The organism is Hymenobacter sp. FMD4 (assembly GCF_058932745.1).
Window position 1 is genome coordinate 1 of sequence record NZ_JBZYWH010000024.1, and the last position, 24353, is coordinate 24353.

Sequence of the window (24353 nt, forward strand, 5' to 3'; positions counted from 1 at the left end):
GTGGCTAGAGATTAACAACATCAGCTAATACAAGGATAGGCAGTCGTTTAGTCGGCTGCGTATTCCTCAGTAGCTAGCATCACTTAGAAAACAAGGCATGTTCTGCAGTCCTTCCTGCCAGAGCAAGCCTTGTTTTTTATGTATGTACAATTATTTGTTGTTTAAAGCATAAAATGTTATCATCGTGGACTAAGCCCATGATTATAAGAAGGTAGTATTAGATAAAATTGCTAAACCCAGTTAGCCATCAGTAGAGCTTAACCGTATAGGATACATCTAATCCGCTGAAATGACGACAAACCAATACCCGGATCTAGCCCAAACCAAAGCGGTAATTTTTGATGTGGATGGGACCCTTTATGCCCAGTCCAAATTGCGGCGGAAGATGTTGGTAGCACTGCTTGGCTACTACGCTCTGCGTCCGTGGCGAATCAAAGAAATGATGATTCTGCAGCGCTTTCGTAAGGAGCGGGAGAAACGTCACGGTTATGCAGGCAGCAATCTGGAAGAGGCCCAGTACGCTTGGTGCGCCGAAAACACCAGCTACAGCATTCCCATCATCAAAAGGGTGGTGGAGCAGTGGATTTTTCAGCATCCTAATCAGTACCTGACCAAGTGCACTTACCCTGGCACCCAGGCCTTTTTTGAAGCGCTAAGGGCCCAGGGCATCAAAATCGGAATTTATTCAGACTACAAAGCCCACGCTAAGCTGGCGGCCATGGGTCTTGAGGCCGATATCGTCGTAAGCTCGACCGATGCGGAGGTCGACCGGCTGAAACCTGATCCGCGGGGCTTGCTGCACGTAGCAGAGCGCCTAAACCTGTCGCCCGAGCAGTGTCTCTTTATCGGCGACCGACCCGAACTAGACGGTGAGTGTGCCATACGCGCCAATATGCCACACTTAATAGTTGATAAAAAACCCTTTGAGCTTTTCGATTTCTACCACAATCTGAAAGCTAATTTCCTCTCCACCACCTCTTCCAAAAACCGCTATGAGCCAAGCATCTTTGCTTCCTGATGCCGCTGCAACGGATCAGCCGACACTGGTCCCTGCCGGTCTCAAAGACTACATTGCTATTGCCCGCCCCGACAACTGGGTGAAGAACGTGTTCATGCTGCCAGGCGTGCTTTTTGCGCTGCTGGTATATGACACTCCTTTTGACAGCCGTCTGATTACCAATATAGTTCTGGGCATAGTAAGCACCTGCCTAGTGGCATCGGCCAACTATGTAATCAACGAGTACCTCGACGCTGAATTCGACAAGTTTCATCCCCTCAAGAAAAAGCGCACCTCCGTGGTACGCGTGGTAAACCCGGTAGTGGTATACCTGGAGTGGTTTACCCTGGCGGCAGTGGGCTTCAGCATTGCCTACCTCATCAGCATGCAGTTTTTGCTGGTGTCGGTCTTTCTGCTGTTCATGGGCGTGATGTATAACGTGCGTCCGTTTCGCACCAAAGAGCGTCCGTATATCGATGTACTCTCGGAATCAGTGAACAACCCGATCCGCTTGGCACTGGGCTGGTTTACGGTGGCTCCGGCCATTACCATTCACAACATCGATGGCTTTCAGTTGCTCAATAGCTTCCCTCCTTCCAGCATTTTGCTGGCGTACTGGATGGGTGGTGCCTTCCTGATGGCGACGAAGCGCTTTGCCGAATATCGTCTTATCGATAACCCTGAATTGGCTGGTCTCTACCGCCGCTCGTTCAAGTTCTATACTGAGCACAGCCTGCTCATTTCCATGTTCTTCTACGCCCTTACATCGGCGTTCTTCCTTGGTATTTTCCTGATCAAGAACCGCGTAGAGCTGCTGATCAGCTTCCCCTTCTTTGCGTTGCTGTTTGCATGGTACCTACGCATTGGGCTGCTGAAAAACTCGCCCGTACAAGGCTCCGAGAAGCTGTATACCCGCTACTGGTTTATGCTGTACGTGGTGCTGTTCTGCGCGCTGCTGACCGGGCTCATGTTCATTGATATTCCCTGGCTGCATAACCTGCTCGAAGACCACTACCACCTTAGCCGCTAATGGCGGCTAGGGTACTGTGGCTTCTTTTCTATAAACAGTCGTGCGATGCAGCTATCCTATAAAACTAGTAACTCTAGCTACGTCCTACCTGCCCAACAGCATCCTGGCACCCCTGCACCAGCCCATAGTGCAGGGGTTGTTGTGCCTCGGCATCTAGAAGTTATTCTTTACGGGTTCGTAACGCTGGGGCTTTTACTACGGCTTTACCATTTCTTTTACAATCGGTCTTTCTTCATTGATGAGTTGTACCTGAACGTCAACGTCATCAAGATGAGCTTCTGGGAACTGGCCACCGCGCCTTTCGACTATCAGCAGAAGGCGCCTATTGGTTACCTGTGGTCAGTGAAGCTTATCACTTTGCTGTTTGGCACGCAGGAAAAAGCACTGCGTTTGTTTTCCTTGCTCCTCGGCATTGGGTCATTATTCCTGTTTGTGCCCGTTGCGAAGCATTTTCTCAAACCCTGGGGAGCATTGGCAGCCGTGGCCATTCTAGCCTTCTCGTCGCCGGCCATCTACCACTCGGTAGAAGCCAAGCAGTACTGCGCCGAGCTCTTTACCTCGGTGCTGGCGCTTTGGCTTTATATCCGCTACCGCAACCGCACTTACGATACCGGTGCGATGCTACAGTGGGGCGTGCTGGGCGGCTTGGCACTGTGGTTTTCATTTTCGCTGATCTTCGTGCTGGCCAGCATCGCCCTTGTGCTGTACACCAATGCGCTGCTGAATAAAGAGTGGAAAAAGTCTTTTCGCTATGCCATTCCGTTCTCTATCTGGGTGCTGAGTTTCGGCCTGCAGTACGTTTTCTTCATCAGCAAATACAGCGAATCTGGCTGGCTCATCTACTTCTTTTATAAGGTGTACGATGGGTTTATGCCTGTTCCACCTACGTCTTTGTCTGATCTGCGCCTGTCGTGGTACTTCAATAAGCCTTACAACTTTTTCATCCACCCGCTGGGCTCATTGCTACTCCTCGACGGCGACATCAAATACCTGAACAGCACGGACATTAAGCACCTTATAAAGTTAGGCTGGCTGCAATCGACGGTAATGATAGTGGGCTTGGTTGGCTTATACAAAGTGAACCGGCTGCACTTTGCCATGCTGCTGCTGCCCATCCTACTAATATTTGCAGCCTCCGCTTTCAAACAGTACCCTATTTACGGCCGCTTCACCCTGTTCATTGCTCCTATGCTGCTTGTGGTGATGGGCGTAGGTGTAGACAAGCTATTTGCGGCGTTCGTCCGAAACCGAAAGCTGGCTTTTGCGGCCATCGCACTGCTCTTGCTGCCTGCAGTAGTCAATGCGGCGCGCCAAGTGCGCAACCCATACCTGATGATGAACGGCGAGTACAACCGGGAAGCGTTACTGTATGTCAATGAGCACTACCAGCCCGGCGACGTAGTCTACGTGTTCTGGAATATGCGCCATGCTTACGATTACTACAAGGTGGCGTATCAGTTGAAGTACGACGCGGTACTGGGGAGCTACGTCAAAAACAGCTCGCATAACCCGCAGCACTATCTAGCCAACCTGCAGCCGGATTTTGCTTCGTTCAAGAATAAGAAAAGGATCTGGTTCGTGTACGACTACATCAACCGGGATGCCATCGGCGACTATGTACTGCAACCTGAATGGTATCACGACCCCTCGTTCACTCCCTCAGTCCTGGTGGAACAGCATTTCGACACTTTCGGCAGGCCAGTCAGCTACTTTCAAAAATTCCCGTACACCGTTTCGCTCTTTGAGGTGGTACCTCAGCAGCAGCCAAAGGCAGAAGCCCCCACACGCCCCGCCGCTGCGCCAAAGCTGCGAACAAGTAGCACACCAACTTCCCAAAAAGCTACCGTCGACTTGCCTTAAGCTTTTGCTTTAGGGCTACTAAACTAAAACGCCCACCGGCCAGCATCAGTTACTGGCCCCGGTGGGCGTTTTAGCGTGTTCAATTTTCATGAGCACTTGATGAAAATAGAGTGTAGTCATTCAAACAATGCCGGCATAGGCTTTTTAGCTCATTAATATAAATTAACACATACGCGCAATAATTATTTAAACAAACTACTTTGCTTATACCGAAACAAATACAATAATTTGTGAGTAAAGTCAAATCAAACTGTCAATGGCTCCACTTCACCGCAGTTCAGTATGCAACAACTTGACTTTCTGCCTTCCATACACCTTTACGATGTCGACTTTTGCTGACGGAGGACAACGTCCTGCCTACGTAGAAGCCCAACAACTGCGTCCATAGACTATTACCCGGCCTAGCGGCTACCAATCAACTGCTTACCGCTTATTTGACGCTGGAGCCGCTTGCGCCACAAGAGCTTTTGCGCCACTGCCTTTAAGCTGCCCCCAATCGGTGCAGCTTCTCTACCTGCCTCCTCCACCTGGCTGTTTTTTCTACATGATCCTGCTTTCCATCGTCACCTGGAATAGCGCTGACACAATCGAGGCATGTCTGGCCTCGGTGCTAGCGCAAACGTATACCGATATCCAAATCTGGATAGTTGACAATGCCTCTGCTGATGCTACCTGCACACTGGTAGAGCGCATGGCAGCCAACGATTCCCGTGTCCACCTGCACCGCTCGGCCAAGAACACCGGCTTCTGCGGCGGTCATAACTATGTGCTCGACCGCACCGAGTCGGAATTTGTGCTCTTAGTGAATCCCGATGTAGTGCTTCAGCCCGATTACGTGGAGCGCGCCGTAGCTGCCATGGAACGCGACGAAACCATTGGCATCGTATGCGGCCTGCTTACGCAGAGCGCCGAAGAGGACCCAATCGTGGATTCGGCCGGCATGAACTGCCTTCCCAATGGTCGTTATCAGTTGTGCCACCACGGCAAACGCTTAAGCGAAGTGCCTCTCGTGGGCCGGTTCGTTGACGGCGTAGACGGCGCACTGCCCTTGTACCGCCGGCGCTTTATTGATGACTTGCGCGTGGAAGGAGAGTTTTTTGACGAACGTTTCTTTGCCCATAAAGAAGACTGGGATATATCCTGGCGCGGCAGCATATACGGTTGGCGCAGCTGGTTTGAGCCCACCTGCCGGGCTATTCACCCGCGCGTATTCCGCCCCGGCGACCTAGGCCTGCGCCGTCGCCTGGCGGGAGCCATCAAAGCTGATGCGGTAAAGAATCAGCTGTTGATGATGATGAAAAACGCCCCCGAATCGGGCAAGTGGCAATTCTGGTTGCGCGCCCTACCGCGCCAGATGGGTATTCTACTGTACACCCTGATGATGGAGCGTCGCTCGCTGAGCGCCTACCGCTATGTGTGGAAGCATCGCCGCGATGTGCTGCACAGCCGACGCCTCATTCAGAGACGTGCGCGCCGGGGCTGGAAGCCTGTGGTAAAGTCACAGCCACCAACTGAACCCGAGAAGCCACTGCTGAGCATTTGTGTACCGTGCTACCACCGGCCCGAGTTGCTGGCCCGCTCACTCCGCTCCATTGGCCCTTTGCCCGCCGATGTGGAGATAATCGTGTCCGACAACTCCGTGGAGAACGATCTGTGCGGCCAAGTAGCGCACGAAGTGCTGGCTGATCAGCCCCGCAACCAGTGGCGGTATTACCGCAACGCGCCCGGCGGCAATGCCGTCACCAACTTTAACATCTGCGTAGAGCGTGCCCGGGGACATTATATCATGCACCTGCACGACGACGATTACCTGCTGCCAGGTGGTCTGGAAGAGATGATTAAAACTTTGCGCCGCGTACGGAATACCCATCAGGTGTTGTTATTCGGGGTAGAGCTGGTTGACATCGAAAAGCGCGTAATTCGCCGTCAGCAGGTAGCGCATGAAACGTACATGTCGCCAACGCACGCATTGGAACGCGTGCTGACCGACTCTTCCTTTGTGCGCATCCCCGCCATTATTATCACCCGCGACGCGTACATGGAGGCTGGCTGCCTCGATGAACTGCAGGGCAGCACCGGCGACACCGACCTGTGGGCCCGCATCTTTGCCACCCACGGCGTGCTGCGCATTCCAGCGTGCACCGGGGCCTATACTCTGCACGACGGGGCAATCACGGCCTATATCTTCAACGAGAATACCGTAGGCCAACTGCTGCGCATCTTCGGCAAGATTGAAAAGGAAAAACTGTTGTCGCCGCAGCAACTGTCTCAGGCCAAAGCACTTTTCTTTCACCAGTTTATATTGGCGGGTACGTACCGGGCTCTGCACCGCGGCGACATTGGCAGTGCGCGTCAGGCATTTAAACTACTCTCCCTCCCACAGCTTGGCGAGCTGCGCGTACCGCTCCGTTGGCTGCCTGTACGTACGGCCTTCCGCCTAATTACCTGGATGGATGAGCGCATGGTACGCCCCCTACTACCAGCTCTGCCTACCGTATAATGCCTGTCTCAGGTATTACTTGCTACTGAAGCTCAGTTCGGCACTCCTATCCAGCACAGCTTAAGCTGACTATAAAACGGAAAACGCCCGGCACTTATGAGCCGGGCGTTTTCCGTTTTAGTATGACCGAGAAATTCTCATTTTCAGAAGTTCTTTGGGAGGCCTTGGCGGGGTCAAGAGACAATTAAAGGAGCTTAATAACAGAAGAACTGGATGTGGGTGAGTAGATAGATATACGACGATCCTCACAATTGGTCATGTTCAGCTTGCCAATGATTAGGCGTGCTTACCGGCGTAGCCTTAATCAGGAATTTACCATCTGACAAGAGATGGGCCAGATGTGACGTGAAGGGCTATTAATGGCATCTCGGTGAACGAACGCCCATTGATGGCTCTCTATCACGAGAAAATAACATCAGCTCTTGTCAGGGGCTGGCGGCATTATGCCTTGACAGAGTTGGATCAGGATTGCCTTAAAATAACAACCCCGCCGGTCCCTTGCGGGCCCGACGGGGCGGCACCTAAGTGACGAAACTGCTCCACCTTTCAGTTTCGTACCCGGTACACTGGCTGCACGGGTCTTCCGTGCAAATACTTCTCTAATCCTTCATCGATGGCACGACGGTAGATGGCCAGCACTTCGTGGATGCGCTCGGCGGTGATTTCAATGTCGGCGGGCTGGTGCGCGTAGCTTACTATGAGAGAAGGCAACATGAGGCCGCGACGCAAGGTTTCTTGCAGGAATAAGGTTCTGAAGCCTTGCGAAGGCTGTTGTTGCGCATCGCGGGTGCCGTACAGCAAGCACTGTGGCGGGCCCATCAGCGCAAAGTGGCCAGTGAGGCCATGCTCTCCAATGGATTGTGCCACCAGCCGCCGCAGGTATCCGCCGGCTTCGCGCATGTGCTCAATTACGGGCTCGTTGCGATAGGTAGCAAGTACGGCACGCATAGCAGCCAAGGTATGGCTCTCGGCACCGTAAGTGGTTGATAGCAAGAACACGCGCTCTTTATCATGGCGCAGTCCGCCTAGCTCCATTAGTTCGCGCCGGCCTGTGAGGGCCGCCACGCTGAAACCGTTACCCAGTCCCTTGGCCCAGGTACTCAGATCGGGGCGCACGCCGTACACCGCTTGGGCACCGCCTACATCCCACCGCATACCGGTGATGATTTCATCGAAGATCAGTACCGTGCCGTGCTGGTCGCAAAGCTGCCGCAGCCCTTGCAAGAACCCAGGCATAGGCGGTACGTCTTTTTCTACCTCCAGAATCAGGCAGGCAATTTGCCCGGTGTGTTCTTGAAAAAGCCGCTCGGCGCTAGCGAGGTCGTTGTAGTGAAAGGTCAGGGTAAGGTCCTTGACAGCTTGCGGAATGCCCGCTCCTACCGCCGTAGTGCCGATAAACCAGTCATCGGTAGAAAAGAACGGATGCTCTTTGCAGATAGCTACCAAAGATCGGCCAGTAGCGGCGCGGGCCAGCTTCACAGCGGCAGTAGTTACGTCAGAACCGTTTTTGGCGAATTTCACCATGTCGCCGGCGCCGGTGGTCTGCAGAAAATCTTCGGCAGCTTTTAGCTCCAGCATCGTAGGACGGCCCACGTTAGTAGTGCCCCGTAACATTTCGCGCTGGGCTGCCCGCATTACAGGACCAAAAGCATGCCCAAGCGTGACGGCACGTAGCCCCATGCCGTACTCCAGATATTCCTTGTGCTCAGTATCCCATACCCGACAGCCTTTGGCGCGCACGATGTAAGGCGCCATGTCCTCGGGAAATTGGTCGTCGCCTTTGGCATAAGTATGGCTCCCTCCCGGAATAGCGTTATGAAAACGCTCCGTAAGCTCAGCGTGGCTCAGGGCCAGCTGTGGCACGGTCGGCTCAGAGCCGGCAGGCCCGTCGACAGCGGACACCTCAGCGGAAGAAGCAGAAACGGAGAGCAAAGCGGGAGTCATGGCGGAAGGAGTAGAAGCTACTTTACAACAAGAGGCGGAACCTGCGGGGTACTAAAGCACCAGAAAGTCGCAAGTGATGCCCATCTGGCGTACGTGAGCTTTGATTTCGTCGGCGTAAGTGGGGTTGGTAATCAGCAACACATCAGGCTTATAAGCCGCCAGCTCTTCAGGCGCAATGACGGGGTGCGCTGTAAGTGGCAGAAACTGCCCCTGACGACGGGGATTGATGTCGACAATAGCCACCACGGTATCGTTCAGATCGAAGGTGGTCAGAAAGCTGATAGCCCGCGAACCGGCACCCCAGCCTACTACCCGGCGGCCGCTGCGCTGCAGCTCCGTCACGCGGGCCTGCCATTCTGCGATTACCTGTCGGGCAGAGGTTCCGAATGCTTGTACGGCATCGGGCGTGGTAGGGTCATACGTTGGCAAAACATCTTCAGAATTAGGAATGGCTACGGGGCGTGCTACCAGCCCGATGTACTCGTCGTGCCAGCAAGGATGAACCTCCAACACTTCAAAGCCATTGCATCGGAACAGGTAAGCCAAAGAGGCCGGCGTAAACCAGCAGGCGTGCTCGTTTACAATATTCCACACTACTTGTTCTCCTATATCATACAGTGCATTAGGCACTTCGATATACACGAGCGGCTGTTCGCCTTCTGGAATCGAAACCCGCAGGCCACGCACAAAGTCACCTGGGTTGCCGGCCATCACATTTAGCATGTGGCGGCAGCTAATAAGGCTGGCACCTTTCACAATGTGTGCCGTGGCTGGCCCAAAGAAATCTTTGATAAACGCCACGCCTAGTTCTTTATCGGTTCCTTCAGGCAGACCGGGAGGCAAGGCATGACCAGGATCGATGCCCAGGCCAGTGTTCTGGCCAAGCCGGCACAGCGTACGCAGGAAGTCCCCGTTGCCGCAGCCGATGTCTACGATGTAGCCGTTGCGCAGGTTGTAGCGCTCAATCAAGTCAGTGGCCAGCCCTTGCGTAAAAGCCCGAAAGGACGGCGAAAACTCGAGCGAAAAGTCGTTGCGGGTATGGGTAATTTTAGAAGCCTCGTAAGCCTCATTGCCCATGAAGTGGCAATGCGGGCAAAACGACAGCCGAATATCTGAAACGGGAGCTTGACGAGCTGAGGTAGCAGTAGGCCACAGAATACCCGACTGGGTGGGTACTCCTGATACTTCGTAAAATATCTCACCGGAAGTAGAGCCACATACCGGGCAAGCTTTGGACGCGGCGGAGTTATCCGTCACGGCAACTAGCAGATCGGTTTCCATACTAGTAGGCGTTGAAAAGGGTGGAGCGAGGTAGGTAGAGGGAAGCGCAGTTAGTTGGAATTCGTCACTGGAGATAGTAAGTCGGCAGTGAGAAGTTGATCAGCCGCACGGCGGATGGCCGCAAAAGGAAGGTTAGCTCGTTCGGCAATGGCCAGCAGATCGTGCTGCCCATCAGAGTAACTCAGCACCCAGAGCAAAGCCATTTCGGCCTCGCGCGGGTTGCCTTGGCCCTTTACGGCTCCGTAGAGGCCGCGCCGGCCTAGCTGCGGCTCGCCGTAGGGCTGCAGGTTGCGGTAACGGCCGTTGCCTTCCAGCACCGCTACCACCTGTTTGTAGAGTTCCAGCGACTCGGCCAGCTGTTCGGGCCGCACGAAGTCGCAGTTGTCAGCCGATGTATGGTACTCCGGGAATTCGGCGTGCGGCGTGCGCGACAGGCAGCCCACCGGCAAGTCGAAGCCAGGCGAGCAGTACTGCCGCTCGTCGTAACCGTAGGGCACGAAGTCGCGAAGTTCGTGGGCATAACCGTTCAGGCGCAGCACGCTGGCCACTACCCTATCGATATCGGCCTTGCCCAAGCGAGTACGCTTGTAAGTGAAAGCGCCGGGGCCGCCGAGTAGCGTGGCCACCAGGCCGTGCTTGATGCGAGCTAGCCCTTCCGGGGTTTGCCGGCTTAGCCAGGTGATGGAGCCGATGGTACCCGGCCCAAACACGAAGCGGTACGACAACCGGTGCGGCCGCTGACTTAGCTCATGCGCCAAAGTGGCTGCCACCACCAGGCCCGAGAGGTTGTCGTTGGCCAACGATGGATGACACACGTGGCAAGAAATCAACACTTCGGCTTCTTCCTCGCCTGGCAGCAGCAGTTCACCGTATGTGAGCGAGCCGTGCGGGTCCAGTTCGCTGTCGATGCACACCTCGTAGCCGGGCTCGTCCAAGGCTTCCAGCTGACGTTGCGTCAGGCAAAAGCCCCAGTTGGGCTGATAGTATGAGGTGCGGTACGGAATCAAATCGGGTTGCTCAGGCAGCGTGTAGAGATGAGGACGTAGATCTTCCATCGACAACCATCCATCCACCGGAGTGCTGTAGCCCAGCACGTGCAGGTTGTGCTGTTGAAAATCTACTACCCGCTCGCCCGACCAGTTTTTAATGTAAGCGTCGCGAATGCGCCATTCGGCGGGCACGGTCCAGTCGAGCACGGGTGTGCCGCTGGGCACCTCGTGCAGCACCAGACCGGGTAGCAGCCGCTCCTGCAGCAGGCGCAGGGTTTGGCGTACACCGTCGCCGGTAAGGCTCCGCGGCAGCGGGTAGAGCTCGGTGAGCAGGGCGTGCAGTGCCTGGCCGCTGTGAGCGACAGTGGGCGCGGCAGCTTCTGCTACCTCAGGCTCAGCAGACAGCGTCGGCGCGGAGTGCATGGGTGGGGCTGAATACTTGAAGCTCCGGAATAGCAACCACGAATTGACCGCCCCACTCGCTGATAAACGACAGCTGCTCGGCTACTTCTTCGCGCAGATTCCACGGGAAAATGACCACATAATCGGGTTTCGCTTCCCGAATCATCTGCGGCGCCATCACCGGAATGTGGCTACCGGGCAAATACTTGTTTTGCTTGTAGGGCGAGGCGTCGGCTACGAACTCAATCATGCCATTGCCTTGAATGCCGCAGTAGTTGATGAGCGTGTTGCCTTTGGCAGCGGCCCCGTAGCCAACGACTTTCTTGCCGGCGCGGCGCTGCTCCAGCAGGAACTCGAGGAAGCCGGCCCGCACCGCATCGATGCGCGGCTGGAAACCTTGGTAGTACTCCAGGGTTAGCGTACCTACAGCCTCTTCACGGGCCAACAGCTCAGTCACGGCCGCCGTTACCGGCTTGGTTTCGTCAGCGGTATGGCGGGCGAAGATTCGCAGCGAGCCGCCGTGCGTGGGCAGTTCCTCCACGTCGAAAATGGTCAAGCCTTTCGAGGCGAAGATGCGCGTTACGGCGCTCAGCGAGAGGTATGAGAAATGCTCGTGGTAGATAGTATCGAACTGACACTGCTCTACCAGATTCAGCAGGTGCGGAAATTCCATCGTGACCACGCCCGTGGGCTTCAGGGCCGCTTTCATGCCGCCCACAAAGTCGTTGATGTCGGGCACGTGGGCCAGCACGTTATTGCCGATGAGCAGGTCGGCCTGTTTGCCGGTGGCGGCCAGGTCCTCGGCCAGCGCAGTAGTGAAGAAGTCAACGCGCGTCGGCACGCCTTTCTCAGCGGCTTTCTCAGCCGTATTGGCCGTGGGGTCGACACCCAACACCGGCACGCCGCGCTGGTGGAAGTACTGCAGCAAGTAGCCGTCGTTGGAGGCGGCTTCGATTACCAAGGAATTCTCATCGTAGCCGAAGCGGTCCATCATCTTATCCACGTAGCGGCGAGCATGAGCCAGCCAGCTGGTAGAGTATGATGAAAAGTAGGTGTACTCACCATCGAAGATTTCGACGGCTTTTTTGACTTCCCCAATCTGCACTAGGTAGCAGCTGTGGCAAACAAAGGTCTTGAGCGGGTAGTACAACTCGGGCTCATCAAGTTGGGCGGCCGTAAGCATGGCATTCGATGGCGGGCAATGGGCCAGATCAGCGAATACGTGATGTAGCTCGGTGTCGCAGTGGCGGCAATTCATGGCTCAGAAAGGCTAGGCGGAAGAGGTGGAGATTGGTGGGCAAAGGGCAGTGAGCCTTACTGCGACACCAACAGGGAGAAATCGGGGTGACGTTGGTCTTTTTCGGAGATAATCACAGGTTCCATGGGCCACTGAATGCCAATGGCCGGATCGTTCCAGCGCAGACCGCGCTCAAAGCCCGGGGCGTAACGGGCCGATACCTGGTAGCACACGTCGGAGTTGTCCTGCAGCGTGATGAAGCCGTGGGCAAAGCGGGCCGGCACGTACAGCATGCGGAATGAATCAGCGGTTAGCTCCACGCCCAGCCACTGGCCGTAGGTGGGCGACTCCTCGCGCAGGTCCACGATGACGTCGTAAATGGCGCCGCGGGTGCAGCGCACCAGCTTGGTTTCTTCGTGCGGGGCCATCTGGTAGTGCATGCCGCGCAGGGTGCCCTTCTTCGGGTTGGCCGATACGTTGGCTTGCAAGGGCGGCGCCACGATGCCGTGGGCCGCAAACTCTTCTTCGCACCACGAGCGGGCAAAGAAGCCTCGCTCATCGGCCATACGCTCCACATCGATGATGTAGGCGCCGGGCAATTCCGTCTCGAAGAAAATCATGGCTAATCAGGTAATAGGTGGAGGAGCAGAATAGCGCGTGGCGACGCTAGGCTACGGGCAAGGCCGACTCAACAGCCGGTTCAGGTTGCGCCACGGTGGCGGCGGGGCGCTTCCAGTCAAGATTCTTGGTGAGATGGCCGCTTTCCGACAGCGCCGTGAGCACCCGCAGGCGCATCAGCTGCGAGCTACGGAAATCCGCGTCGCGGAAGTTCATGGCCGCCAACCGGTCGCGCAGTTCCTCGATGGCGTCGGCGAGGGTACGCTGGGGCTGATGGCTCGGAGCTAGTTGGCGGTACAGGCTGAAATCGACGCGGTAGGAACGCTTGTCGGGCGGGGCACTGGCATTGAGCATCACGCGGGTGCCGGGTACGGCAGCGGCCACGGCTTGGGCCAGGTCACGCACTTGATAGTTCCATTCATCGGCGCCCACGTTTACGGCTAGGAAAGCTCCACCGTTGTCGGATGGGCGCTGAATGGCCCACTCTATGGCGCGAGCCATGTCATCCACGTGAATCAGCGGGCGCCACGGCGTACCGTCGCTCAGGATGCTGATTTCTTGGCTGGCTACGGCGCCGGCCACGAAGTCATTGAGGACCAAGTCAAGACGCAGTCGGTCGCTCCAGCCACAGGCGGTGGAGAAGCGTAAGCAGGTCACGCGGAAGTCGTCATCGGCCAGCGGCTGCAAATCCTGCTCGCTGAACACTTTGGAGCGGGCGTAGGCCGTGAGTGGGTTCAGCTCGGAGGTTTCGGTGCGGGGCGCATCGGCTCCGGCGCCGTACATGCTGCAACTGCTCGCAAACACGAAGGACTTCACGCCAGCTGCCTTGGCCAGCTCGGCAATGCGAATGCCGGCGCGGTAGTTTACTTCCAGGGTCACCTCCTCGAAGGCGTGGCCCATGGGGTCGTTGGAAATAGCAGCCAGGTGCACTATCCCGTCGATGCCTTCAAGCAGTTCGGCAGGCAGCTGACGCACGTCGCCGAATACCTGCCGGTCGAGGCGCGTTTCGGGAAGGCACACAGCTCCAGTGAGGCAGTGCGCAAAAAAGCCAATGTCGTATCCGATCAGCTCGGCTTGGGGAAAGGCCTGGCGAAGGTGGCGCACCACGCCAGGGCCTACGTAGCCCATGTTGCCGGTGATAAGGAGGCGGAGCGGTTTCATTAATGAGGTGAAGGCAGAAGGTGGAGGATCGGCCAGGAAAGAGAGCAGTACAGCCCTTAGTCGCGGGGCATTACCGTGGGCGCCGCTACGCGCTGTCCGTACGGAGCCCGCACCGGCGACGAGAGAATTTCTTCCAGCACCGGGTCGGCTTGGTGCAGTTCGGGTTGATCAGTCCAGATTTTCCATTTGGCCTCGCCCCGCTCCCACATGCCTTCCAGCAAGTGCTTGTCGCGCAGCGTGTCCATAGGCTGCCAGAAGCCTTGGTGACGGTAAGCGCTGAGCATGCCCATAGTAGCCAGGCGCTCCAGTGGCCCTTTTTCCCACACCGTATCGTCGCCATCGATGAAGTCGAGCACTTCTGGCTCTAGCACGAAGAAGCCACCGTTTACCCAGGGCGAATCACCTCCTTCAGGCTTTTCGGTAAAGGAATTGACTTGGCCCTCGCCCTCACCCAGCGTAAATACGCCAAAGCGGCCCGGCACCTGCACGGCCGTGAGCGTGGCCAGCGTGCCTTGTTGGCGGTGGAAGCGAACGGCTTCGCGGATGTTGATGTCGCCCACGCCGTCGCCGTAAGTCATGCAGAAGGTTTCATTACCGATGTGCTCCCGCACGCGGCGCAAGCGGCCGCCGGTCATGGTTTCTTGGCCGGTGTCCACGAGCGTTACCGTCCAGGGCTCTGAGTTATTCCGGTGCACTTGCATTTCGTTGCGGTCGAGCCGGAACGTCATGTCTGCATTGTGCATGAAGTAGTCGGAGAAATACTGCTTGATCATGTGGCCTTTGTAGCCACAGCAAATCACAAAATCGCGGATACCGTGCGCGGAATACAGCTTCATGATATGCCACAGGATCGGACGACCGCCGATTTCAACCATGGGCTTGGGGCGCATGCCACTTTCTTCGCTAATACGGGTGCCGTAGCCGCCCGCCAGTATAACAGCTTTCATAAAAGGTGGAGGAGGTTTGGTGGAGGAGACCTGAGCCGCTTAAGGGGATATGCTTAGGAATTGATGGGTAGATCTTACGTCCGGCTCAGTATGACGAAAGATATTTTTTATTATATGTTTTTTATTAAAAATACGACTATAAATTTTCAGAAGTATAATAAGTATTCGTTCAGTGCAAAATTTTGTTACACCATTCCCACATTATTGGGCGGTACCGAGTCAATCGGTCTTCCAACTAGATGCTGCACAGCACGTTTGGAAATCAGCCATACAAAGCGGGAATTGGTAACCAGATAACGGCGCCACAAACGGCGCGGCTCCAGCCATAGTCGGTAAGCCCACTCTAGCCATAAGCGGCGGGCCCAAGCTGGCAGGCGGCGCTCCATTCCAGCATACACGAGAAAGGCCTGACCCACACCCAGCATGCAGGCCTTAACGCGGCCCTGATGAGCCGCCATCCATTGCTCCTGGCGCGGGCAACCTAAGGCCACAAACACTAAGTCGGGATTGGCCTGGTTGATGCGGGCTACATCGGCCTCGTCTTCTTCGGGCGTAAGCGGCCGGAAGGGCGGCGAGTACATGCCGGCGATACGCAACGTAGGCAGTTCGCGTTGGGCACGCTGCTCGATGGCACTAAGCACTTCAGGAGTGGTGCCGTAGAAATAAACCGATTGGCCGCGCCGGGCTGCCTCTTCGAGTAAGAGTGGCAGGGCATCCATGCCGGCTACGCGGGGCTGGGCTGGGCCACCAAACCACCGGACGGCGGCAGCAACGGGGCTACCGTCGGGGGCAACTAAGGCAGCGTTGTTTACAATGGCACCGAAACGGGGTTCCCGGTAAGCCTCTACCACCATGTGCACGTTGGCAAAGCACACATAGTCGGAGGTTCGGGCCGCGCCTAGCTTCAGAATGTTATCGATAAAAGCTTCAGAGGTACCGGTAGAAATCCAGGTATTCAGAACAGGATGACGGGGCAGCACGGTGGAGTGGCTGGAAGGTGGAGGAAAGCAAGTGGATGGGAAACAAGAGGTGCAGCCGAGCCGAAACGCCCCTGTTTCCCATGCACGGTATCACCGCTAGTAGGCGTTCTTTTCGCCGCGGACCATGTTCCACACGGTCTGGCCGATGATTTTCATATCGAGGCCGAACGACCAGTTCTCCATGTACTTCAGGTCGTACTCCACGCGCTTCTCCATGGTACCGGCTTCGCGGGTTTCACCGCGGTAGCCATTCACTTGGGCGTAGCCGGTAATGCCGGGCATTACAGCATGACGAAGTTGGTAGTGGCTGATGTGCTTGGAGTACTCTTCTAGCTGCGACACCATGTTGGGGCGCGGACCTACTACCGACATATGACCCAGCAGCACGTTGAAGAACTGGGGCAGCTCATCCAAGTTGTACTTGCGCAGGTAAGCACCTACACGAGTCACCCGCGGGTCGTTCTTGGTGGCTTGCAACTCGGTGCGGCCGTGGGCGGCGCTCATGGTGCGCAGCTTGTAGCAGGGGAACAGTTGGTTACGCTTACCAGGGCGCATCTGCTTGAAGAAGACCGGGCCGGGCGAGTCCATCTTGATCAGCAACGCTAGGATGGGCATGATGATGGGGAACACCAAGCAGATAACCGACAAAGAGAAGGCAATGTCGAACAGGCGCTTCAGGAGCAAGTTGGTACGAATGCCCAGCGGCTCATGCCGGATGGTGAGGATGGGCATGTGGTCATAGAAGTACACATTCACGTCCTTGCGTACGGTGCCGCGGAAGTCGGGCACGATGCGGAACGAGAGGAAGTGCTGATCAGCAAACTGTGACAGTTCCTCGATCAGGTCACGCCGGTCGAGCGGCATAGCGAAGTAGATTTCGTCTACTTGGTTGTGTTGGCAGAACTCCTTCAGATCGGAAATTCCGCCTCGAACCAGGTTGCGCAGGCCATTAGCTACTGGCTCGTCGGCAAAGAAGCCTACGAACTCGTTGCCGACTGGATCATGCGAGGCGAGGAAGCGGTACAGGCTCTGGCCACTTTCGCCGGCTCCGATAATGGTGTAGCGGCTCCGGGGACGGGCAAAGTTTTGTAGGTACTTGCGGTATGAGAAGGCCAGCAGGAACCGCCCGGCTACCACAGCCATCAGCGAGAAACTATAAGCTGAAAAGACAAAGCGTGCTGGTACCCAGTACTGTTGCATCAGCACGGCGGCCGTGAGCAATAGCACGGCATGTAGCAGGAAGGTGCGTACTAAGTACAGCAGCTTCTCGGGGTAAGTAATAAGCTTGTCGACCCGGTAAATATTGGCGTATTGACCCGACAGGATCCACCAGAGTAAGGCAAATACGGCGAAGAACGCCGGATACATTCCTTCAAAGTCCCAATCACCGGACGTCAGGTAACCGGCGCAGCGGAAAGCGCCGAACATTAGGGCTACATCAGTAAGGGGTAAGATTATGCGTGAAGCGTCAGAGTAGTGGCGGTACCGTTCCATATTAACGTATGCAGTGGTGGCGAAGCATAGGACAAGTCAGGCCGTTTGCCCGCTTATCAGGGACTAATACGAACAAAGTAAAGGTTGTTTATACCTTAAGCTATAAAATTTATTACTTATTTTATAAACAGTGTAATTGTACATGGTTTTGTATAATTTTTAATAACATTAATGCATTATCATGCATATCCGATTTATCTACGAATTGGTCTGAGCCTAACCCTACAATGTACTGAACACTAGCCATTTGTAGCCAAAGGGACCACCAGCATCTACAAAGGTGTTACTCCGCAGCTCTTTTGGCTTTCCTCTGATCTTCCCATTAAGGTTTTTTTCAACTATTTCTATCTTCTCTCCATTCTCACCCTGCCAAGGCATTGGCTAGCACCTGCACTTAGTGGACGGGTCCATGCTTCCATACCGGTTACCAGCTAAAGCTTTCCGGTCTCGGAGCTCAACAAAATGACTGGCAAAGCTGGGCCGCGCGGCCGTTTTTGGATAGCTTGCTGGTATGAAACATTTTTTCTTACTCAGTTTGCTGTGCTTGATGCTTGTTTCGGGCACTGCCGCAGCCCAAAACAAACCATCAGTAGCAGCACTGGATCGGAAGAACGGCCTGCTTGATGCCACGTTCGGAATGTCGGCCAGAGAGTTCGAAGGCCTGAAGCTCGTGAGCAGTGTGGGCGCCAAACAGGTGTACGAGCGCTCCACCAAGCGGGTAACCTTCGGCAGCTACCCAGTAGCCCGGATTCACTACACTTTCTACAATGACCAGTTGTGCTCCATCATGGTCAACGTGTCGGGGCAGGCCAACAACGACGGTGTTCTGCGCACCCTACAGCAGTCCTACGGCCCCGGCTCGGCGGAAGGCAACACGCACACTTGGGACGGTAAAGTGGTCAGCATGGTGTTCGGCACCATGGGTCAGGGCAACGGAGTAGTTTCGCTCTCCAACAAAGCCTTGGTGACGCAGATGAAAAAGGGCATAACTAGCAGCCGCAATTCAACAGGCATTTTGTAGCTCACTGCCGAGACTGAATCAAAAAGCCACTTCCTATTTAGGGAAAGTGGCTTTTTGATTTTTAGCATGCTCCAATATTTAAACACGCAGGGTTTCCTTCGGCAGTAATACTCGCCCCTTGCGTAGCCCGGCGGTTCCATGGCCACTTAGAGTCGGGTGAAGGTTACTTGGGGGTAACGGATGTCCCACACCGTTGGGTCTATTGGGTCGAAGTTGCCTTTCGGAAACGTGTACGCCTTAACTTGTCCAGGACACATTTCTGCAGTCTTTTAGGAAAAGGAAAGGAGCGTATGTTTAACACTCTACTTCGATAGGCTTAGGCCCTTGCGGCCTATACGCGGCCTATATCTAATGCACTGACAGTAAAAGCCTGCTGCTTGGCCTCTCCTGTTGCTTGGCTCACCATACCGGGCTGTTGGGCAACGCTCCCTTGGCCCTCAGCTAAAAGTTGAGTAACACGCCCAGTCAACCACTGGCAATCATGGCTCACGCACGATGCGGCGTATTAAGCGGCCCACCCGTAGACGTCACATTTTGCAAACCCCGTTCAGAAAATGCGGCAGGGGTTACGGCGACCAGCACTGTGAACTGAATGCCACAACTGGTTACAGGCTCAGCTAAGATACTTATAGTCAATAAAAAAACCCCTTCACATGGATGTGAAGGGGTTTTGTGGGCCCAGCTGGAATCGAACCAGCGACCTGCTGATTATGAGTCAGCTGCTCTAACCGATTGAGCTATAGGCCCGGCTGAAACCCCTTTCCTGAAGGTAGGTTAATTGGTTTCGGCGGCGCAATCTACCAATTTCGCGGCTTCATTTGCAAATTCTGCTGCTTATGTCTGCTACGCGCCGTTTGCCTCACTTGTTATTTGACTTCGGTGGGGTCATCATCAACATCGACTACAACCGGACCTTAGAGGCTATGCGTGCCCTGAGCCGCGAGGGTTCTACCATCGAATTTACGCAAGCTGCCCAATCAGCCCTGTTCGATGATCTGGAAACTGGTCGCCTCACGCCCGGCGACTTCCGTAACGGCCTGCGCCATCACTACGACCTGAATCACGCCACCGACGCCGAACTGGATGCGGCCTGGAATGCCATGCTGCTCGATGTGCCGCTAGAGCGCTTGGAGTACATCCGCGAGCTGCGCCGCGAAGGCTACCAGACTGCGTTGTTGTCGAATACCAACAGCATCCACATTGCCGTCATCAACGAGATGCTGCGCCGCCAATACGGCATGGAGCAAGGCATTGCCGATATTCTTGACCGCGTATTCTACTCACAGGAGGTAGGCTTGCGCAAGCCTGGCCGCGAAATCTTTGAGCATGTGCTGCGCGAAATGAACTGGCGGCCGGAGGAAACTCTTTTCGTTGAAGATAGTATCCAACACATCCGGACGGCCGAAGCCTTAGGGATTCGCACCTTGTTTCTGCAGCCGCCACTTACCCTCACCCAAGCCCTCCCCGCTGCCCTCCGTGCCTTTCCCGAGCCTGCTTCCTAACGACGGCGAGCCGACGCCCGCTCCGCTACGGCGTTTATTTCCGGCGGCTCGTTGGCGCCGTTACGAGCGGCCCGAGCCACCTTTGTGGCGCACGGCACTGCTACACATTACCCTGTTTCTGGTCACCCTCGTGACCACCACGCTTTCTGGTGCCATGCTCACGGGGGTTAGCGGGTCGTGGCTGCCGCTGGAGCTGTTTGAGCTACCAGCCGCGCAGCGTTGGGCTGAGATTTCGCGGGGCCTTTGGTTTTCCTTGCCTTTTCTGGGCGTACTGGCCGTGCATGAGTTTGGCCATTACTTCACGGCCCGCTACAATAAGATACGCACCTCGCTGCCGTACTTCCTGCCGGTTCCATTTGGTATCGGCACATTTGGGGCCGTCATCCGCATCAAGGAAAAGATCTACTCGCGCCGTGAGTTTTTTGATGTCGGGCTGGCCGGGCCGTTGGCGGGCTTTGCCGTAGCTGTACCGTTGCTGGCGTACGGCTTCCTTACGCTGCCGCCGGCGGAATACGTGTTTCAGCTACACCCAGAGTACCGCTTTTACGGCGCCGACTATGCCCGTTTCGTGTACCAGGGCCAGGAGGGCATGACCCTCGGGCGGCCCCTGCTGTACCAACTGTTGGAGCAGTGGCTGGCCGACCCAGCCCGCCTCCCCCATCCCAATGAACTGCTACACTATCCGCTGCTGGTAGCTGGTTCGCTGGCCTTGTTCTTCACGGCCCTGAACTTGCTGCCCATCGGTCAGCTCGATGGCGGCCACATACTCTATGGTCTGCTAGGCTTTCATCGCTTCAATCGGTTGTCGACGGTGCTTTTTTTGGGCTTCATTTTCTACGCTGGTCTGGGCCTGTTCACGCTCACCTCATCGCGGGAAGTGTGGCTATATGGTGGGCCGCTCTACTTGCTTTACTTGTTTGGCGTGCTCCAGCGAGTATTGCCCACCCGGCGCCGGGTCCTGCTCCTGGTGCTAGCCATGTTTTCGGCGCAGCTGGCTGTGGCTTCTGCCTTTCCAGCGGCAGAAGGTAACCCGGGCTGGCTGTTGTTTGGCTTGCTGCTGGGCCGCTTTACGGGCATTTATCACCCACCGGCCACCGATGAGCGCCCCCTCTCCACCGGCCGCAAAGTGCTGGGCTGGGTGATGGTACTGATCTTCTTCCTGTGCTTCACATCGATGCCGTTCCGCTAACACAGGTTGCTGCCTTAGCCACTATCGGCGCAACACCGTGCTTCCAGCCCCGTACCTGTGCCCATGGCTAACCCCGACCGTACCTCCCCTGAATTCCGCTGGACTCTGGCCGAGCGCATTGCCGGCCACATGCTCGAAGCCGGCCTGAGCCACCGCGACGTGAGCGAAGCCACTACGCCCGACGACGTCATCACGCACGCCGCCTTGCCCAAGGACGATGCTTCTTATGTGCGCAGCCTCACGGTGCTGCCCGATCAGCAGGCCCGCGAGCTATTTGTCCGGCACGCCCGCGGTGCAGCTACCTCCGACGACCCCGAATGCTGCACTACCTTCAACTTCTTTCGCCAGCTAGTATGGATCAACCTGTACAGCCGGCCGGATGAAGAGGAAAAGCTGCCCGTCTAGGCTCTTTTTGCTCTTAGCTATAAGCACTCCGAGACCTACGCGCGCTATCTTTAAGCGTCCCTTAATTTACCGCGAGGTCCCGTGTTTAAACAGCGTATTCTGTTTACCTCTCGCTCCCTGACGCTGCAGCCCGAAGGCTTGCTTTTCAAGGAGCAAACGCTCAATGCCTATAACGAGCTGACGATTCCGTACGAGGACCTACTACCCATAGGCACAGCCAAGTTTAGGCGCGTGCCGGTACGCCTCACCTTGGTCAGTTGCTTTCTGGCGTTCGGCTGCGGTAAGGTTTTCTACGATTACGTGCTGCACGGCGACCGACCCGACAGCGCCGCGTGGCTGTTGCTTATCCTGCTGGGTTTGCTGGGCGTAGTCATAGCCTATGCCGCCAAGCTGTGGCAGTGGCACTTTGTGATTACCACCGGCCGCGGCAACATCAGCCTGATCGACTTGGGCCCAGGCCACCAACGGCTACCCGAAATTGTACGGGAGTTGCAGGCGCATACTGCTCAGTACCTCCGTCGTAAGTATTTGCGCGCTGATCCGCTGTTACCGGCCGAAGGGCAGCTGGAGCGCCTCTCCTGGCTGCACGACCACGGCATAATAACGGCTGCTGAGCTGGAGCACTTCAAACAACAATTATTTGGTCAAAGCACTGCGGTTGTCGGGCCCATAGGCTTCAGCTTGAACTAATACAAAAAGGCCCCGCGGACTGTGTGTCCGCGAGGCCTTTTGCATTGCGCAGAATCTTAACGCAGCGCCGCTACGCCGGGCAAGGTCTTGCCCTCCATATATTCCAGCAAAGCGCCACCGCCCGTCGAGATGTACGACACGCGGTCGGCAAAGCCGAGCTGGTTTACAGCCGCCGCCGAGTCGCCGCCGCCGATAAGCGAGTAGGCTCCCTCTTCGGTGGCTTCGGCAATAGCGCGGGCCACGTACTCAGTGCCGAGCGAGAAGTTGCTCATTTCGAACACGCCCATCGGCCCGTTCCACAGAATGGTTTTCGACTTCCGAATAATTTCAGCGAACAGCTCGCGGCTGGCCGGGCCAATGTCCAGGCCGAGCCAAGTGGGCGGAATGTGCTGGTTGCTGGCCACATCTATATTGGCATCGTTCGAAAACCTATCGGCAATTAGGCTATCCACGGGCAGCACCAGGTTTACGCCTTTTTCCTTGGCCTTCTGCATCAAGCTCAACGCCAGGTCCATCTTATCGGCTTCCAGCAGCGAAGCCCCGATTTCGCCACCCTGAGCTTTGGCGAAGGTATAGGCCATACCGCCCCCGATAAGCAGATTATCTACTTTGTCCAGCAGCTGCTCAATGATTTCGATCTTATCCGAAATCTTGGCACCGCCCATGATGGCCGTGAAGGGCCGCTCGGCATTGTTGAGCACGCGGTCGGCGTTTTCTACTTCGCTGTGCAGCAGGTAGCCGCCCACGCGGGCTTGCGGAAACGACTCTGCTACCACGGCCGTGGAAGCGTGCCGGCGGTGTGCCGTACCAAAAGCATCGTTCACGTACACGTCGCCGAGGCTGGCGAGGCGCTGGGCAAACGCAGCATCGCCCTTTTCTTCTTCGGGGTAAAAACGCAGGTTCTCCAACAGCAGGATTTCACCGGGCTGCAGCGCAGCGGCCATTTCCACCGCATCGTGACCGATGGCATCGGGTGCAAACTTCACGTCCATGCCGTACTCAGCGCTTAGGCGGCTTACGAGGTGGCGCAGCGAGTACTTCTCCTCCGGTCCGCCCTTGGGACGGCCCAGGTGCGACATCAGGATAACGGAACCGCCGTCGGCCAAAATCTTACGAATGGTGCGCGTGGCGGCCCGGATACGGGTGTCGTCGGTGATGCGGTAGTCTTTGTCGAGGGGTACGTTGAAGTCAACGCGCACCAAGGCCTTCTTGCCGGCGAAGTTGTACTGGTCAATAGTCTGCATAAGCTGACGGGGGGTTGGGGAACGGAAATGCTGCCGTTATACGCAGCAGCGCCGCGTAGTTCGCGGTTTTTTGGTAGGGATGCAAGATTTACTATTTACATAACCTGGCACTCAACTGGATTAAGGCAAGCCTATATTTGCCAGCATTAAAATTTGCTTCCCAACCGCGCCCATCCGGACCCGGCTCCACGCTCCATTATATTCCTTATTTATGAACCGCATTTATCTACTTGCCTTTGCTGGCTTGTTGTTAAGCCAAGCTGCCGCGGCGCAGCAAATCCGCTACGGCGTAAAGCTGGGCGCTACGTATGCGAAGCACACGTACGCTTCCAACCCTGCCGCCCAAGACGCCAGTCAGCGGCTTTTAGGGGCCAGCGGCGGTCTGTTCATGCGTTATGACCTGAACCCGACCGGTACCGTAAGCCTCCAACCTGAGCTGCTTTATGTCGGCAAGGGCGAAAGCTCCTTTCGTTTGCACTACTACGAACTGCCCGTCCTAGCCCGAGTAAGCTTGCGGCACTTCAGCTTGCCGGTGCTGGCAGGCGGTCATCTCGACCTTAACCGGTTCGCAGTCGAAGCTGGTCCGCAGATCAGTTCGTTATCGACCCCGATGCACCGCCACCTAACTACCGACGCGTACACCCGCCGCCGATTCGACCGAAGCGACTATGCCGCCTTCCAGTTGGGCTACGCCGCGGGCCTGAGCTACGATGTATTCCCAAATTTAGGAATGACGCTGCGCTACAGCGGCGACATCACGGGCGTGATGCGCGGCAACGGCTTCAAGGGCAAGCGCAATTCCGTGCTGCATGCCCAAGTAAGCTACCTCTTCGGTGGCCAGCAGTAACGTTTTCGCCTACTT

Annotated in this window: 20 protein-coding genes and 1 tRNA gene; 10 read left to right on the forward strand and 11 right to left on the reverse strand. The window is 56.1% G+C overall.

The features are described from left to right. Positions 1-289 precede the first annotated feature (289 nt). The 4 genes from AC5FXY_RS17990 (at position 290) to AC5FXY_RS18005 (ending at position 6387) form a co-directional block, all read left to right on the forward strand. Entirely contained in the window at positions 290-1018 is a 729-nt protein-coding gene (locus tag AC5FXY_RS17990) for an HAD family hydrolase (protein WP_493558098.1), read from the forward strand. Continuing rightward, positions 993-2027, forward strand: a complete 1035-nt coding sequence (locus tag AC5FXY_RS17995; RefSeq protein WP_493558099.1) for a UbiA family prenyltransferase — start codon at positions 993-995, stop codon at positions 2025-2027. The genes AC5FXY_RS17990 and AC5FXY_RS17995 overlap by 26 nt, the downstream gene beginning before the upstream one ends. A gap of 141 nt (positions 2028-2168) precedes the next feature. Continuing rightward, on the forward strand, positions 2169-3887 hold the full coding sequence (locus tag AC5FXY_RS18000) for a glycosyltransferase family 39 protein (protein WP_493558100.1): 1719 nt from the start codon (positions 2169-2171) through the stop codon (positions 3885-3887). Between the two features lie 544 nt (positions 3888-4431). Next, entirely contained in the window at positions 4432-6387 is a 1956-nt protein-coding gene (locus AC5FXY_RS18005; RefSeq protein ID WP_493558101.1) for a glycosyltransferase family 2 protein, read from the forward strand. Between the two features lie 546 nt (positions 6388-6933). Here AC5FXY_RS18005 and AC5FXY_RS18010 read toward each other — a convergent pair. The 9 genes from AC5FXY_RS18010 to AC5FXY_RS18050 all read right to left on the reverse strand — a co-directional run bounded on the left by AC5FXY_RS18010 (position 6934) and on the right by AC5FXY_RS18050 (position 17440). Beyond that, on the reverse strand, positions 6934-8331 hold the full coding sequence (locus AC5FXY_RS18010) for a glutamate-1-semialdehyde 2,1-aminomutase (protein WP_493558102.1): 1398 nt from the start codon (positions 8329-8331) through the stop codon (positions 6934-6936). A 51-nt stretch (positions 8332-8382) separates the two neighbouring features. After that, a complete protein-coding gene (locus tag AC5FXY_RS18015) occupies positions 8383-9612 on the reverse strand; it encodes a class I SAM-dependent methyltransferase (protein WP_493558103.1) in 1230 nt (409 codons plus the stop codon). A 50-nt stretch (positions 9613-9662) separates the two neighbouring features. After that, on the reverse strand, positions 9663-11024 hold the full coding sequence (locus AC5FXY_RS18020; protein ID WP_493558104.1) for a DUF4910 domain-containing protein: 1362 nt from the start codon (positions 11022-11024) through the stop codon (positions 9663-9665). Then, positions 10996-12261, reverse strand: a complete 1266-nt coding sequence (locus AC5FXY_RS18025) for a methyltransferase domain-containing protein (RefSeq protein WP_493558105.1) — start codon at positions 12259-12261, stop codon at positions 10996-10998. Before AC5FXY_RS18025 ends, AC5FXY_RS18020 begins: the two co-directional genes overlap by 29 nt. Positions 12262-12317: 56 nt before the next feature. Continuing rightward, the gene (rfbC, locus tag AC5FXY_RS18030) at positions 12318-12860 is read right to left on the reverse strand and encodes a dTDP-4-dehydrorhamnose 3,5-epimerase (RefSeq protein ID WP_493558106.1); all 543 of its coding nucleotides are present in this window, start codon (positions 12858-12860) and stop codon (positions 12318-12320) included. 46 nt (positions 12861-12906) lie between these two features. Continuing rightward, positions 12907-14019, reverse strand: a complete 1113-nt coding sequence (locus AC5FXY_RS18035) for an NAD-dependent epimerase/dehydratase family protein (protein ID WP_493558107.1) — start codon at positions 14017-14019, stop codon at positions 12907-12909. A 56-nt stretch (positions 14020-14075) separates the two neighbouring features. Then, entirely contained in the window at positions 14076-14966 is an 891-nt protein-coding gene (rfbF, locus tag AC5FXY_RS18040; RefSeq protein WP_493558108.1) for a glucose-1-phosphate cytidylyltransferase, read from the reverse strand. A 185-nt stretch (positions 14967-15151) separates the two neighbouring features. Continuing rightward, positions 15152-15946, reverse strand: coding sequence for a WecB/TagA/CpsF family glycosyltransferase (locus AC5FXY_RS18045; RefSeq protein ID WP_493558109.1), 795 nt, complete (start codon positions 15944-15946; stop codon positions 15152-15154). Positions 15947-16042: 96 nt separating this feature from the next. Continuing rightward, on the reverse strand, positions 16043-17440 hold the full coding sequence (locus AC5FXY_RS18050; RefSeq protein ID WP_493558110.1) for an undecaprenyl-phosphate glucose phosphotransferase: 1398 nt from the start codon (positions 17438-17440) through the stop codon (positions 16043-16045). A 511-nt stretch (positions 17441-17951) separates the two neighbouring features. Here AC5FXY_RS18050 and AC5FXY_RS18055 point away from each other — a divergent pair. After that, positions 17952-18461 carry a hypothetical protein gene (locus AC5FXY_RS18055; RefSeq protein WP_493558111.1) on the forward strand — a complete coding sequence of 170 codons (510 nt, stop codon included), beginning with the start codon at positions 17952-17954 and terminating at the stop codon, positions 18459-18461. A 673-nt stretch (positions 18462-19134) separates the two neighbouring features. Here the strand turns inward: AC5FXY_RS18055 and AC5FXY_RS18060 are convergent. After that, a tRNA-Ile gene (locus tag AC5FXY_RS18060) sits at positions 19135-19208 on the reverse strand. 89 nt (positions 19209-19297) lie between these two features. On the opposite strand from AC5FXY_RS18060, the gene AC5FXY_RS18065 reads away from it, so the two are divergent. The 4 genes from AC5FXY_RS18065 to AC5FXY_RS18080 all read left to right on the forward strand — a co-directional run bounded on the left by AC5FXY_RS18065 (position 19298) and on the right by AC5FXY_RS18080 (position 22247). Continuing rightward, positions 19298-19963 carry an HAD family hydrolase gene (locus tag AC5FXY_RS18065; RefSeq protein ID WP_493558112.1) on the forward strand — a complete coding sequence of 222 codons (666 nt, stop codon included), beginning with the start codon at positions 19298-19300 and terminating at the stop codon, positions 19961-19963. Next, positions 19938-21152 carry a site-2 protease family protein gene (locus tag AC5FXY_RS18070; protein ID WP_493558113.1) on the forward strand — a complete coding sequence of 405 codons (1215 nt, stop codon included), beginning with the start codon at positions 19938-19940 and terminating at the stop codon, positions 21150-21152. The genes AC5FXY_RS18065 and AC5FXY_RS18070 overlap by 26 nt, the downstream gene beginning before the upstream one ends. A 63-nt stretch (positions 21153-21215) precedes the next feature. Further along, a complete protein-coding gene (locus tag AC5FXY_RS18075) occupies positions 21216-21557 on the forward strand; it encodes a hypothetical protein (protein WP_493558114.1) in 342 nt (113 codons plus the stop codon). An 81-nt stretch (positions 21558-21638) separates the two neighbouring features. Next, positions 21639-22247: a hypothetical protein gene (locus AC5FXY_RS18080; RefSeq protein WP_493558115.1), complete on the forward strand. Its 609-nt coding sequence runs from the start codon at positions 21639-21641 to the stop codon at positions 22245-22247. 56 nt (positions 22248-22303) lie between these two features. On the opposite strand, the gene AC5FXY_RS18085 is transcribed toward AC5FXY_RS18080, so the two are convergent. After that, entirely contained in the window at positions 22304-23491 is a 1188-nt protein-coding gene (locus tag AC5FXY_RS18085) for a phosphoglycerate kinase (RefSeq protein ID WP_493558116.1), read from the reverse strand. Positions 23492-23702: 211 nt separating this feature from the next. On the opposite strand from AC5FXY_RS18085, the gene AC5FXY_RS18090 reads away from it, so the two are divergent. Beyond that, the gene (locus AC5FXY_RS18090; protein WP_493558117.1) at positions 23703-24338 is read left to right on the forward strand and encodes a porin family protein; all 636 of its coding nucleotides are present in this window, start codon (positions 23703-23705) and stop codon (positions 24336-24338) included. Positions 24339-24353: the final 15 nt, after the last annotated feature.

What these genes read in the sequence shown, in the direction of transcription:
- AC5FXY_RS17990 (WP_493558098.1), top strand. Translation starts at nt 290, where the DNA reads ATGACGACAAACCAATACCCGGATCTAGCCCAAACCAAAGCGGTAATT.
- AC5FXY_RS18025 (WP_493558105.1), bottom strand. Translation starts at nt 12,261, where the DNA reads ATGAATTGCCGCCACTGCGACACCGAGCTACATCACGTATTCGCTGAT.
- AC5FXY_RS18005 (WP_493558101.1), top strand. Translation starts at nt 4,432, where the DNA reads ATGATCCTGCTTTCCATCGTCACCTGGAATAGCGCTGACACAATCGAG.
- AC5FXY_RS18085 (WP_493558116.1), bottom strand. Translation starts at nt 23,491, where the DNA reads ATGCAGACTATTGACCAGTACAACTTCGCCGGCAAGAAGGCCTTGGTG.
- AC5FXY_RS18075 (WP_493558114.1), top strand. Translation starts at nt 21,216, where the DNA reads ATGGCTAACCCCGACCGTACCTCCCCTGAATTCCGCTGGACTCTGGCC.
- AC5FXY_RS18035 (WP_493558107.1), bottom strand. Translation starts at nt 14,019, where the DNA reads ATGAAACCGCTCCGCCTCCTTATCACCGGCAACATGGGCTACGTAGGC.
- rfbC (WP_493558106.1), bottom strand. Translation starts at nt 12,860, where the DNA reads ATGATTTTCTTCGAGACGGAATTGCCCGGCGCCTACATCATCGATGTG.
- AC5FXY_RS18090 (WP_493558117.1), top strand. Translation starts at nt 23,703, where the DNA reads ATGAACCGCATTTATCTACTTGCCTTTGCTGGCTTGTTGTTAAGCCAA.
- AC5FXY_RS18050 (WP_493558110.1), bottom strand. Translation starts at nt 17,440, where the DNA reads ATGGAACGGTACCGCCACTACTCTGACGCTTCACGCATAATCTTACCC.
- AC5FXY_RS18020 (WP_493558104.1), bottom strand. Translation starts at nt 11,024, where the DNA reads ATGCACTCCGCGCCGACGCTGTCTGCTGAGCCTGAGGTAGCAGAAGCT.
- AC5FXY_RS18055 (WP_493558111.1), top strand. Translation starts at nt 17,952, where the DNA reads ATGAAACATTTTTTCTTACTCAGTTTGCTGTGCTTGATGCTTGTTTCG.
- AC5FXY_RS18015 (WP_493558103.1), bottom strand. Translation starts at nt 9,612, where the DNA reads ATGGAAACCGATCTGCTAGTTGCCGTGACGGATAACTCCGCCGCGTCC.
- rfbF (WP_493558108.1), bottom strand. Translation starts at nt 14,966, where the DNA reads ATGAAAGCTGTTATACTGGCGGGCGGCTACGGCACCCGTATTAGCGAA.
- AC5FXY_RS18010 (WP_493558102.1), bottom strand. Translation starts at nt 8,331, where the DNA reads ATGACTCCCGCTTTGCTCTCCGTTTCTGCTTCTTCCGCTGAGGTGTCC.
- AC5FXY_RS17995 (WP_493558099.1), top strand. Translation starts at nt 993, where the DNA reads ATGAGCCAAGCATCTTTGCTTCCTGATGCCGCTGCAACGGATCAGCCG.
- AC5FXY_RS18065 (WP_493558112.1), top strand. Translation starts at nt 19,298, where the DNA reads ATGTCTGCTACGCGCCGTTTGCCTCACTTGTTATTTGACTTCGGTGGG.